The 11,697-nt window shown below is 57.9% G+C and carries 15 protein-coding genes; 6 read left to right on the forward strand and 9 right to left on the reverse strand.

Features of this window, described 5'->3' with window-relative positions; all coding sequences use genetic code 11:
* Positions 1-145: 145 nt before the first annotated feature.
* The 3 genes from AC0QUY_RS30100 to AC0QUY_RS30110 are packed head-to-tail and all read left to right on the forward strand — an operon-like array spanning position 146 to position 4,955.
* Positions 146-1,888, forward strand: coding sequence for an SIR2 family protein (locus AC0QUY_RS30100; RefSeq protein WP_475389847.1), 1,743 nt, complete (start codon positions 146-148; stop codon positions 1,886-1,888).
* On the forward strand, positions 1,885-2,508 hold the full coding sequence (locus AC0QUY_RS30105) for a hypothetical protein (protein WP_475389848.1): 624 nt from the start codon (positions 1,885-1,887) through the stop codon (positions 2,506-2,508). Before AC0QUY_RS30100 ends, AC0QUY_RS30105 begins: the two co-directional genes overlap by 4 nt.
* Positions 2,505-4,955: an AAA family ATPase gene (locus AC0QUY_RS30110; protein ID WP_475389850.1), complete on the forward strand. Its 2,451-nt coding sequence runs from the start codon at positions 2,505-2,507 to the stop codon at positions 4,953-4,955. Before AC0QUY_RS30105 ends, AC0QUY_RS30110 begins: the two co-directional genes overlap by 4 nt.
* An 18-nt stretch (positions 4,956-4,973) precedes the next feature.
* On the opposite strand, the gene AC0QUY_RS30115 is transcribed toward AC0QUY_RS30110, so the two are convergent.
* Positions 4,974-5,636: an SOS response-associated peptidase gene (locus AC0QUY_RS30115; RefSeq protein ID WP_475389981.1), complete on the reverse strand. Its 663-nt coding sequence runs from the start codon at positions 5,634-5,636 to the stop codon at positions 4,974-4,976.
* A 5-nt stretch (positions 5,637-5,641) separates the two neighbouring features.
* Positions 5,642-6,058: a hypothetical protein gene (locus tag AC0QUY_RS30120; protein WP_475389851.1), complete on the reverse strand. Its 417-nt coding sequence runs from the start codon at positions 6,056-6,058 to the stop codon at positions 5,642-5,644.
* Between the two features lie 398 nt (positions 6,059-6,456).
* On the opposite strand from AC0QUY_RS30120, the gene ligD reads away from it, so the two are divergent.
* The 3 genes from ligD (at position 6,457) to AC0QUY_RS30135 (ending at position 8,221) form a co-directional block, all read left to right on the forward strand.
* Entirely contained in the window at positions 6,457-7,362 is a 906-nt protein-coding gene (gene ligD, locus AC0QUY_RS30125; RefSeq protein ID WP_475389852.1) for a non-homologous end-joining DNA ligase, read from the forward strand.
* 157 nt (positions 7,363-7,519) lie between these two features.
* Entirely contained in the window at positions 7,520-7,855 is a 336-nt protein-coding gene (locus AC0QUY_RS30130) for a hypothetical protein (protein ID WP_475389853.1), read from the forward strand.
* Between the two features lie 219 nt (positions 7,856-8,074).
* The gene (locus tag AC0QUY_RS30135; protein ID WP_475389854.1) at positions 8,075-8,221 is read left to right on the forward strand and encodes a hypothetical protein; all 147 of its coding nucleotides are present in this window, start codon (positions 8,075-8,077) and stop codon (positions 8,219-8,221) included.
* Between the two features lie 27 nt (positions 8,222-8,248).
* Here the strand turns inward: AC0QUY_RS30135 and AC0QUY_RS30140 are convergent, their stop codons facing one another.
* The 7 genes from AC0QUY_RS30140 to AC0QUY_RS30170 form a co-directional block, all read right to left on the reverse strand.
* The gene (locus AC0QUY_RS30140) at positions 8,249-8,599 is read right to left on the reverse strand and encodes a hypothetical protein (protein WP_475389855.1); all 351 of its coding nucleotides are present in this window, start codon (positions 8,597-8,599) and stop codon (positions 8,249-8,251) included.
* Positions 8,600-8,629: 30 nt separating this feature from the next.
* Positions 8,630-9,592 (reverse strand): AlbA family DNA-binding domain-containing protein, encoded by a 963-nt coding sequence (locus AC0QUY_RS30145; RefSeq protein ID WP_475389856.1) that lies wholly within the window; start codon positions 9,590-9,592, stop codon positions 8,630-8,632.
* Between the two features lie 80 nt (positions 9,593-9,672).
* Entirely contained in the window at positions 9,673-10,095 is a 423-nt protein-coding gene (locus AC0QUY_RS30150; protein WP_475389857.1) for a hypothetical protein, read from the reverse strand.
* Positions 10,037-10,246 carry a hypothetical protein gene (locus tag AC0QUY_RS30155; RefSeq protein ID WP_475389858.1) on the reverse strand — a complete coding sequence of 70 codons (210 nt, stop codon included), beginning with the start codon at positions 10,244-10,246 and terminating at the stop codon, positions 10,037-10,039. The genes AC0QUY_RS30150 and AC0QUY_RS30155 overlap by 59 nt, the downstream gene beginning before the upstream one ends.
* Positions 10,247-10,286: 40 nt before the next feature.
* Positions 10,287-10,589: a hypothetical protein gene (locus AC0QUY_RS30160; RefSeq protein WP_475389859.1), complete on the reverse strand. Its 303-nt coding sequence runs from the start codon at positions 10,587-10,589 to the stop codon at positions 10,287-10,289.
* Positions 10,586-11,293, reverse strand: coding sequence for a hypothetical protein (locus tag AC0QUY_RS30165; RefSeq protein WP_475389860.1), 708 nt, complete (start codon positions 11,291-11,293; stop codon positions 10,586-10,588). The genes AC0QUY_RS30160 and AC0QUY_RS30165 overlap by 4 nt, the downstream gene beginning before the upstream one ends.
* 3 nt (positions 11,294-11,296) lie before the next feature.
* Positions 11,297-11,689 carry a helix-turn-helix transcriptional regulator gene (locus AC0QUY_RS30170; RefSeq protein WP_475389861.1) on the reverse strand — a complete coding sequence of 131 codons (393 nt, stop codon included), beginning with the start codon at positions 11,687-11,689 and terminating at the stop codon, positions 11,297-11,299.
* Positions 11,690-11,697: the final 8 nt, after the last annotated feature.

Raw genomic sequence — 11,697 nt, forward strand, 5'->3', positions numbered from 1 at the left:
TTTCACCCTCCAGTGACATTGCAACCTGTTGATGTTACTGATGCAGAAGCTAAACCTTTCGTTATAATAGCTGTTGCGCCAATTTGTTACGGTCGCGCATTTTGGGGGCGAAGGCTGCGGCCTTTTGTGAGGGGGAACTTAACTAATGCCAGTGGCACCTGTAGCCGCCACGACAATATCCGTTTTGGACACGCTTCATAAGCTCGACACTGACTTCGGTGCGATGGCGGCGGCATTTGAGAACGGTGAATTTGCCCTATGGGTTGGCTCTGGCATCTCTAGAAAAGCGCCGAGCTTGGGGGACCTTGTGACTCGCGCTGTCGATTTCCTCCGGGAGAAGACCGCCGAAGCGGCCACATCCGCAAGATTCCGGCCAGCACTCCAACGCGTTCTGAAATTGGCTGGCGTTGATATCGCCGAGGTAAATGCATTCCTCGGACAACCCTTCTCGCAGTGGCCGGACTATCTCCAGATCCGCGACGCATTGTGGAATAAATACTCCGACCTGCTAGATGAACGCATCCAAGGTGAGCCTAGTGATTTCATGCTGTGGGACGCTGTCAATGTGCGGGACGCGTTCAGTCACTCCGCCCCTCCTGCATGCGAGCACTTGAGTATTGCTGTTCTCATTCTCGAAGGTGCGTTGCAGGAAATCGTATCGGCCAATTGGGATGGGTTCATCGAAGCCGCAATCGAACAGCTTGCCGGTGCAATTGGTGGTAATCTGCAGGTCGTTGTTGATCCAGCTCACTTGCGAGACGCGCCTGGAAAAGCGCGACTCCTAAAGTTTCACGGATGTATCATTCACGCCACTGAGAACCCGGCGACCTATCGTAGATGCCTCATCGCGAGCAAGACTCAGATTCTCAATTGGCCTGAGGAACAAGCCATTGCGGCAATGCGAGCTGAAGTGGTCTCAGCAGCGACGAACCTGAAGGCCATGATGGTTGGGTTGTCACTTCAAGATGTGAATCTTCAATCCGTTTTCGTGAGGGCCCGGCAGGCAAATCCATGGCCTTGGCCATGCGTCCCTCACGCTCAAGCGCACGTCTTTTGCGAGAACGAGATCGGCGATGGCCAGCGCCAGATGCTCAAGACTGTGTACGCTGACGCGTACAACGACAACATCGCCGATATCGAGGGTAGCGCCCATTTGCGAGCATGGGGGGAACAAGTCCTCCTCGCCCTAGTCTTGAAGCTGATCACCGACAAGCTAACCGTGTTGATGCGCTGTAGCCTCGTCGGCAAAGCGGTCGCCGCCGATGAACTCGCGAACTCTCTTGAGCGTTTACGCGACGCGGTAGCCGCGAACGCAACTGGCGATCGCACGGTGTTTGCCAACGCTGCGATTGCCTTGTGGTCGCGCATGATAAGTCTATTCCGGATCGGTCAGCTCCCATCGAATGGGTATGCGTATGAGCTCATCAGCAGTGTTCCTATGGGGCAATTGGCCAACGATCCAAACGCCCGGGCAGCCTCGCTCGGGGAGCTTGGCATTGCCCTGTCATTGTTGTCCGATGGCCAGTCCACTGGTCAATGGCAACTGAGTGCACCCTCGAGCGGTGATCTGACTGCCGGGGTGCTGACTTGCATCGCAACATGGGCTGGTGCCCAGCCCAGAACGATCTTCTTCGTCCGCAGCGCTGCTGTCGCTCTCGACCTAAAGAAACGAGGCGCTTTTGCCAACGACAACACGATCGTTATTCATGCAGATGACGCGTGGCATCAGTTGCAGCCACCTGGCACGGTGAGCGCTCGCAGACCGAAGCGCGCACCTGGTCGTACCGGAGGCCCTACGACCTTGCACGTGAGCATTGCCCAACTGCTCGACACGGAGCCCGACGTGGACGCACTTCGAAAGCGGTTTGCCACCGAGGTCGCAATATGACCATCAGTCTGCTAGTTGATGGTCTCGTGAAACGGCTGGAAGCCGCAGGGTATGAGCCCCTCTCAACACCGTTCAAGGTGGCCTCGGTCGATTTCGAGTTCACCGCCGCACTTCTAGGCACCGCCGGGCGTGGGCTGGATCTAGTGCTAATTGTCGATACGGCAACCGGCGATCATGGCGATCGAGACGCCACAAAGGTGAGGCAGCGTCTCGAAGCTTTGAGCCGTGCGCTGGACATTACCGGCTCGCGCTACGTTCTGACCGTCATTCTGGCGGGGGCTTCCCTTCCGGGCGACATCGATGCACTATCGACCAGCTGCCGCGTGCTCACAATAGAGCATGCTTCACTCGACAGTGACGGCAGACCGACAAGTGATGCGGCAGCAGAGGCGCTTGACGATCACATTCGAGTGCTTCTGCCATTGGATCTGAGAATTGACGATGCGACCGAGGTACTTGAAGGCGATCCGGTGAGCGAACTGCGCTCAGAGTTACCCAAGACGTTGGACCAAGAGCTCGTTGGTGCTGTAATTGAAGCATCTGTCAGTGGCGAGGACGCCGTGGGGCGCGCACTTGGGAACCGACTGGAAGATGTCTTGTCAGAGGAGGATAGGCAGTGACCGATATCCTGCTTCGACGCCTCGAAATCACAAATTTCCGTAGTATCAGGGGAACGATCCACGCACCGTTGGACGCGAAAGTGGTCCTCGTTCACGGCGAAAACGGTGCCGGGAAGACGAGCCTTCTGTCAGCAATCGAATTGGCGCTGACGGGGCGAGTTATCTCGCTACAGCGCGCCGATCCCAATTACATGTCTCAGCTCTTGCATCGGGTATCGACTGAAGATGTTCTAAGTCAGGGAGCCATCACGCTTCAAACAGAAGGCCTAGCAGGCGAGAATAATTTCAAAAGCGTCATCACTCAGACCAATGTGCAGACCCATGACACGCTCCCGACCGGCGTGGCATCATTCTTCAGTGAACGATGTTACCTTCCGCAATCGCTTCTCGGACAGCTCTTACAGATATATCAAGATTCGGACTCGTCTCCAGACTCGCCATTATCGCGATTTGTCAGCGAATTGCTCGGACTCGATCGTCTGGATGCAATTGAGACTGGTCTTTCCGCAGTCGGGGACATTCGAAACCTTCGGAAAACGACTGAGCGATACGGACAGGTCGAATTTGAGAAGAGCCAACTTGAGCGGAGTTTAGCGGAGCATAGACGCACACGTGACGCGGCTCAGAATGCATTGAGTGAGGCATTGTCCGAGCTCAACGCCGCGCGATCGAATCTTGGCCTGCATAACACTATTGACGAATCTAACCTTGAGACGATTGCGAGTGAGCTAAGCTCAACCCCCGAGGAATCTACGCTCTCCAATCTCCACGATCAGCGTCGCCGTCTTGAGGCTATAGCCCGCGAGGCAAGTCGAAGCGCCGACGCTGACGCACAGCAAGATGAGAGCGCCCTTGTATCCGCGCACCAGTCGGCAAGTGAGCGGCTGCGCGTATGGCAGCAACAATTTGATGTGCCCATCCGCAATCTGCGTGCGCGCATCAACGACGTGTTGCCAGATGCTGATGCTTCCCCAACGGATCCCCAAGACTATCAGCGCCTGACGCTCTCTTCTCTTCGCGAGCAAAAGCGGCAGGTGGAGGATCGATCTACTCGTGCAGCGCAAGACGCGCGGCGAAGGGCCGAAATCATCAATGAGCTCGCGGTCTCTCGCAAGAATCTTCAGACGATTGATGAAGAAATTGGAAGGATCGCAGCGAACTCGGGCTCTTTGGCTGCAATTCTCGCGGAGCTAACATCGTTTATCTCTACCGATACTTGCCCTGTGTGCGAACGGGATTTCAGTGAGAAGCGCCAAGGGTCGCTATCAGATCACGTAAACCACAAGGTCCGATTTCTGTCGGGATCCGCCGAGCGCTTGCTAGGCTTGACCCGAAATCGATCTGCGCAACAGGAGCAGATCGAGCGGCTGGAGAGGGAGAATGCGCAGATTCAATCCAGAACGCTAACGCAGAAAGATACCGTCGACTCGGACCGAGTGGTCGACATTTTAGGAAAACTCATATCCGAGCTTGCAAGCTTCGGCTCTGCGATGATTGAGGGCGCGTCACTTGCATCAGCCGAAACTGCTGCGCGACGTGCTCTGAGCGAGTACCAGTCCCGCAGTCTCTCTAGGACAGCCACGATGGCTTCGCTGGCCGAGTTCGCTACGTCGCTAGACCAGAGCCTGCCGAGCTCACTTGATGCGCCTCAAGATATTGTCGGACGCCTATTGAAGGTCATAGAGGAAAGGACCAGCGCGCAGAATCTGCGTATGACTGCTAGGGCACGCGCGCGGGACATGCTCAGGCAAGCAGCTCTTGAATTGGCCCGACGCAAAGATGCCGACGGTCAAATCGCCACAAGCCAAGTCGGTTATCGTCGCGCGGATGAAGCTCTTAAGCGTGCTGCCGGAATCCGCACGGACGCTCAGGCGATAAGGAGCAAGGTTGAGTCGGTCCGGTCGCGAATTATCGGAAGGGAGTTTAACGATAGACTGAATAGGCTGTGGCGTGATCTCTTCGTACGGCTGGCACCAAACGAGCCCTATGTTCCGGCCTTCCGTATTCCAACAGAGTCCACGCACAGGCTGCAACCGAAATTGATCACGACTCATCGATCTGGCAGTGCAGGCGGCACTCCTGGCGCTATGCTCAGCGCGGGGAATCTCAACACTGCAGCTCTCACGTTGTTTATTGCCCTCCACTTAACGGTAGCCGTGCAACTCCCATGGCTGATTCTCGATGATCCCGTGCAGTCGATGGACGATGTTCATATCGCGCACTTTGCCGCGCTGCTGCGAACGCTCTCAAAGCAGCATGGCCGACAGATCGTTGTTGCCGTCCATGATCGCCAGCTCTTCGAGTACCTCAAGTTAGAACTTAGTCCGGCATTCGAAGGCGACAGCTTGCGGACTCTTGAGCTTTCACGAGGGCCCGCCACGGATACTCTTTGCTTTCCCGAGCGGAGAATCTTCAGGCAGGAAACTGCGCTGCGTGCTGTTGCGTAGCTCTCCAAAAAAGCGATCTCATGATGCTGCCCGATCCTCTTTGTCAGAGCCACGCGCAACGATCCGGAGGATGTCATCAGGTAGTGGCCGCTGCAACGCCTTCGCCTCATCCCAAGGCGCGCGCATCCAGACATCACGCTCCTCGTCGGTCGTCAGGATCACCGGCATAGCCTTGGGATGGATCGGTTCGACGACCGCGTTCGGCGTCGTGGTTAGGAAACCGTAGACGAGGTGCGGCCCCGGAATCGGCTTGGATTTGGTGCCCCGGTCGCCTTTGAACTCGGTCCAGATGCCCGCGAACGACATCAGTGGCCGGTCGTCGTTCGACGCAAACCAGACCACGTCCTTTTTCTTAGTCTCCGGGTTTGGCTCTGGCGCGTATTCGGCGAAGCTGTTGAACGGGACCAGGCAGCGGCTTTCTGGCTTCAGCCACATCCGCCAGTGCGGGGACGATGTGTTCCTGATGTTCGTAACGGGCGGCCCGCCAGTGCGCGGTGGCGGCGGCATGCCCCAGCGCATCACCGTCAGCTCGCGCTCAGCGCCGAGGTCGCGCACAACGGGCGCGGGATAGTCCGGAAACACGCCTGGCATTGGCGGCAGGTTGCCGACATAGCGGTTGATAACGCGAAAAAGCGCGGCAATAGCCGCTTGGTTCGTGGTGATCGAATAGAGATTGCACATGGTCCCTAATCCCGCTCGCCCGGCCACCATGCTGACGCCGGATCGTTGGCGGAGATCTTTGTCGCCCGCAGTGCCACTAGATGGCTTCGCTTGTACGGTCGCCCTTGAAGCCGCGAGCAATCCTTGCACCGCATGTAGCGCTCCAGCTCATGGATTGGCGTAGTCTTCGGTCGGCGGACTATATTCAGCGGCACGGTTTGATGCATGTTGCAGCCAAGGCATTTCACTTCGAGGTAAAGGTAGCCGGCATTGAGTGCGTCGCCCAACGCTGGAGAAGGCTGCGCCGGTCCCTGAAAGCCGAGCATCCGTTTGTTCCAAGCCTCGCAAGCCAAACGGTCGGCGGTCTTGCGCGCCTCCGCTGCCTGTTCTGCGGCAGCCCGAACTGACGCGCCGTAGATGGATTCTCGTGACTTGGTGCCCATCGCCCATCAAAGCGGGTCGCGGAGCGCAACGCAAATTGCACTAGGGCTGGTAGTGGCGATTGCCGGACCCCCGGCGAATTGTGGCATGAGCGAACGGCTCAGCTACCGAATAGCAAAAGGGCCGCATTCCTGCGGCCCTCCGCCAGCCCAAATTTGTTCGGGATGAAAACACCACGCTGGCAAGAGTAAGCTTATCGCGTTCAATAGGAATGAGGATTCCGTAGAATCACGGTATTTCGAGGCCGGACCTGATCGGGAAAAATCTGCAGACTACCCCTTTATAGCATTGGTGGTGGTAAGAGCGGTCACGTCCCCTGATTGTTCGAGATCTTCAGGAAGTAGGTAAAATGCTCGCCATTGCCCTCCCAAGGTGCGGCGGGCTTTTGTGAGTTTCCTGAGTGCCGAAGCGTATCGAGATGCCGGGGTTCATTAAACCCCAGCTCGCCACCCTGAAGGCCAAAGCGCCCCAGGGCGACCAGTGGCTCCATGAGATCAAGTACGACGGCTACCGCGTACAGGCTCACGTAGATAGCGGGCGGAAGAAGGTCTACACCCGCAACGGACTGGACTGGACCAAACGGTTCTCTGTTATTGCTGGCGCGCTCGATATTTCGGGTCAAGCCATCATCGATGGCGAAGTGGTTGTAGTCCATGAGGGCCGCACGAACTTTTCGGAATTGCAGGCTGAACTAGCAGCCGGTCGGCAGGATCGACTGGTCTATTACGCCTTTGACCTTCTCTGGCGGGATGGAGATCTCCGCAAACTCCCTCAGATTGAGCGCAAGCAGGCGCTGCTGGATCTGCTCGGCGAAAACGATATCGAACTCCCCGTGCTCTTTTCCGAGCATCTCGTCGGCGACGGTCAGAAGATGTTTGAGCATGCCGCCAAACTGAATTGGGAGGGCATCATATCTAAGCGAGCGGACGCCCCGTATCGGTCGGAGCGAAATGAGAACTGGCTGAAGATCAAGGCCGTGCAGAAGGGCAAATTCCCTGTCGTCGGCTTTGTCAAAGACCCGACCGGCGTCGCCGCCCTGTATCTCGGAAAGCAGGAAGGCAAAGACCTTATCTACATGGGCAAGGTTGGGACGGGCTGGTCTCGTACCGTCTCAAGCCAGATCAGAAAGCAGCTCGATACAGTGGTCAGCCCGAAGTCAAGGCTAACCAGACCCATCAGAAAGCCGAAAGCAACATGGGTAGAGCCAAAGTTCTATGCCGATGTTGAATACCGGGACATCACGTCGGAAGGCTTGCTGCGGGCGAGTTCGTTCAAAGGGCTGATCAAGGGAACGGGGCGCACCTGACAACCTGACAACCCCGTTCTTGAACCGTGGCCGCCTTGACCGGCAGAGCGAACAGTCCGTCCCTGCGCATAGGTCGCAGATAGGCCCTCATGCAAAAATGCGAGTCCCAAGAACGGCTTGCCGGTGTAGGCTCTGGGCACGCGAAGGGAGTTGCGTAATGCCGTCGCTTGTTCCAGTGCCACCCGAAGATTATTACATCGTCCTGAACCACTACGGCGAGTACGGCCCGGCATTCGCGGAGACCGATCTTTACCGGGCCGACTATGAGACCACCATCAGCGACCTGATGAGCGGGCAGCACTCCGATCCGCTGCGCGTGATCATGTTCAACCCCGAGGCCAATCGCTCGGAGGATGTCTCGCCGAGCGTAGCGCAGGAGCTGCTGCGCCGCCTCGGGCTGGAGGGCCGCGAGGTGCCGACCGCGCTGGAGGACTTCATCGACCGGCATGTCGGCGCTGATCGCCAACTGACATTGCGGCTGGTCGCACAATGATAAGCCGCGACGCCATCATGACCGAACTCAGCGAGATCAAGGCCATGCTCGCCGACGATAGGCTCAGGATGAAGATCGCTTCGCTCTGTTTGGCGCCGTGCAGGCCTTGAGCCATGTGCTCGATCCCGAAACATGGGAGCCAGCCAGCCAGACCTTTTACAAACTCGGCGCTCGGCCGCTCCCTTCGCCAAGCGATAGGCAACATTGACGAGGACCAATGTGAGCGTGCTTATTTACGTGGATACGAGCAAGCAGGTCGGCGACCCTGATCACCTCAAGGTTTTCGCGAATGCCGAAGCCGCAGAAGCTTGGTTCGAGGAAAACGACCCCGAGGGCGTGGCGTTCGAGTATCCGGTCATCGAATAAATCGGCAGCGCCAACTTAACAAATGTTTCACTCTGCCAGATACCTCTGCGCCCGCTGCAGTGCGACTTCCTTTGCTGGACGGCCGTTGATGGCACGGCGGCCCGCAACGTCATCGAAATAGAAATATGCCCGCTTGCCGCCCTTCAGGACCTCGAAGGACTCTTCATTCTGCACGATGCCTGGAGCGCCGGAGGTGATGAGGGCAGCTTTCCAGCCGTTGTCCCTGATGTGCTCACGGGCTGCGGCGGCAGTCATGGCGACCATATCTTTGAGGACCGGATCAGCCTTTCGGATGGTCGCGCCATCGGTTTCGATGCTGCCAACGAAGTCAGGGCCGGTGATCTGTACAAGCGTTAGGATGTAATCAGGCTTCATCATTGTCGGGGGTCCACTGGAACGTCATGCGCTCTACCGATTTCGAGGGTGGCCCGGTTCATATAGTGACAGCCGACCGTTGCGCGCTTGAATAGTCCAGTGTTCGGTAGTGGAGAACCCCGGCGCTTGGATGGAGGTTTCAAGATAAATTATCCCACCGGCAACGACCTCGAACGGAATTTGGATGGCGATGGCCCCGGAGTGCTCAACCACGTCACTCTCTTTGAAAATCGGGAGATTTGGTGGTGAATTAATCACTCGTCGGAATATCCGCATCTTCGGGCTGGGCGCTTCATCGCGCTCCCCAATGCTGCCTTGGAACGGAGCCAGTTGGAACGGGATAACCAGATCGAAATCGACGAGAAAATCAACGACCACATGATATGCGGGCGTGTTGGAGCGGTTGCGCACAGCGCAATGAAGGATAATTGTCTCAGAGTATTGTTCTCCATCACGAACGAGAGCTGTCACAGACTTTTGGCGACCGTCGAAAAACAAGTCTGTGTATAGCTCAGGCGTCGTTGACCGCCGCATGATGTCCCGTATTTCATAGTCGTGCATCGGGACCGACTGAAGGTCGAAGCGCTTGTAGTATTTTCCGTCCGGTGATTGGTGAGGCCCGGTCTGGGTCTGCGGGACGGAAATCACGTAGCCGAATTTCCCGTTGCCCATCTCTATCCGAGCAGTCTGCACACCATTCATTCGAGGCTGAACGCGGGAGTTAAGGATTTGGTCGATCCATTCTCGGGTGATCTTCGGGTCATCGACCCCTTCATCGACGCGGCTTGGCTTCCGAGTAACTTTGTCTTCCTCAATTCCATAAACAATCTGACCACCGGCTGAGTTCGCGAGCGCCGTAACGTCCTTGCATAGCTCTTCGATTGCCTTGCTTTCCCTGCTGAGCGCGGGAGAAGCTTTGTAATCGAGGGTGAGACTCTCCTCCAACCGCTCTTCGACCAAGCGCTGTAGGTCGGCCTTATTCTTCAATTTCAACATGGTGCATCCGTGGAGCAAAAGATTTGCTCTACCACGGCGGGCAGACGATGTTCAACCGTCACCCTGCGCGAGCGCAGCTCTCATGCTTTTACCCGCGAATAGGTGACGATAGCGCGCGAGCCCTGCGCGGTATAATCCCACGTCACCTCGGGCCGGATCAAGCCGAGCCAGCTTACGTCCTGGCGCAGCAGCGCCAGCGGCAACATCGCGCTGCAGGTTTCGCCATAGCGATCGGCACCGATGATGACGCACTTGCCGCCGATGGGGTCTTTGCCGGTCGGCAGCAGGAAGGCGTGGATCGGCTTGCTGCGCGACAGCCCGCCATCATCAATCCAGCCGGTGTCGATCTGGCCATTCTCGAAGGCCGCCAGCCGGAAGTGATCGAGCGTCTCCGCGCCGATCAGCTCGTGCAGCGCAGCCAGCGTGGCGCTGCTCTCCAGCTCGCTAATTCTTCGCGCCTCGGGATCGATCAGGATCACGCGGTGGTTTTTTGCTTTGCTCATGCATTCTCTCCAGCCGAGCCATGACCTTGGCCTGCAGCTTCTCCCAATTCCGGCGCGGGCCGTAAGAGTGATCGTCCCATGCATCAGCGCCGACCATCGCAATGGCGGTGACCATGTTACGGTAGTCGGCCTTGGTGAAGCGCTCGCTCATCAGTTTGCGTTCTGCTCAGTCTCAGGTGCAGGTTTGCGTTTCATTGCTTGGTCCCTCGCCAGTCCTCGTTGACGCGGCCCTCATCGATCATTTCCTCGACCACGATCGGCACCAGATCGCGCGCCATATCGACCACCAGCTCCATCGCTGCCGGGCGCAGCTCGGGCGGGTGACCGGCCACGAGGATCGCCAGCAGCTGGCCGAGCGTTGCGCCGACGACCTCGGGCTCTTGCCCCGCCAGCAGCGGCTTGATTATCTCGACCAGCGTACTCGCCAACCCGGTTGCCTGCTCGGCGCGCTCATCATCGTCGTCGTCGGCGGCGATATTGCTATGCGCTTTCATGACTTCCACTCTCCGAAGGCCTCCCGCATCGCCTTGGTGACATAGCGGCGGCGCTCGTTCTTCTGCCTGAAGTCCACTTCGCGCTTCCACTCCAGCTCGGGGCGATCGAGCCAGAGCATCGTCACCCAGCGATCAGGCATGTTGACCTCGGCTCCTGCAATCGACGGACATCCGTAGACCTTCTGATGCGACCATGGCTCATGATACTTGATCGCCGACATGCCGCTGATCGCGCCCGCCCATTGCGGCCTGATCGCCTGATAGATGGTGGTGTCGATCAGCAGCGAGAGCGATGGCACCGTGCAGACCGCATGGCCGTTGAACTTTTCCGGCACCGGCTGCTGTCCAGGCGCACCGATGCCGACCGACCACAGCTCGCGGTCCTGCAGATCAGTCGCGCCGATGAACAGGAAGCAGGTCCGCACCGTGGCATCAGCGAAGCCGATCTGGACAAGAAAGTCGCGCACCGCCAGCGACATGAACAGGCACTTGTCGCGCGATGAGCCGATCGGCGAGCCCGAGCATTCGTCATAAGCCGAGTGCGCGCGAGCGCTGATCGCAGCGAGCGCTTTCCACATCTTGGGCGGCGGATCAGCCATCATCACCGTCAGATCGCCGAGCGCGTTGGCGAGGCGGTGCTGGCTCTCGGCCCGCAATACGTCAAAGGCCTGCGCGGCGGTATCAACGTGGAATGTTTTCGTCATCACTCACCCCCGTCGCGTCCGTTTCTTCGCTGCCGCCTTGCGCGGCGCGTGCTGCTTGCGCATCGTCTTGCCGTTCGGCGCATTCTGCCATCGCAGAATCTCGTCCTCGGTCCAGACGCGCCGGTTCGCGCTGATGTATTTTCCTTTTGGAAACCGGCCTTCGGCCAGCAGCCGCATCAGGGTGCTCTTGCTGATCGGGACGATGCTCAGCACCTGCTTGATGTTTAGCATGGTGCGGGACTTTGCCTTGACCCTTGCCGCGCCTTCATCGATTGATCGCATCAGCGCCGTGAATGTCTCCGTGTCCACGTCGAAGCTGAGACGGAGTTTGCCGCCTCCGTGCAGCAGGGCCTGCAGCACCTTCTCCTGATACGAAAGTGTCCTCGCTTTCGTCATCGCGCGCC

The organism is Bradyrhizobium sp. WYCCWR15520 (assembly GCF_056174665.1).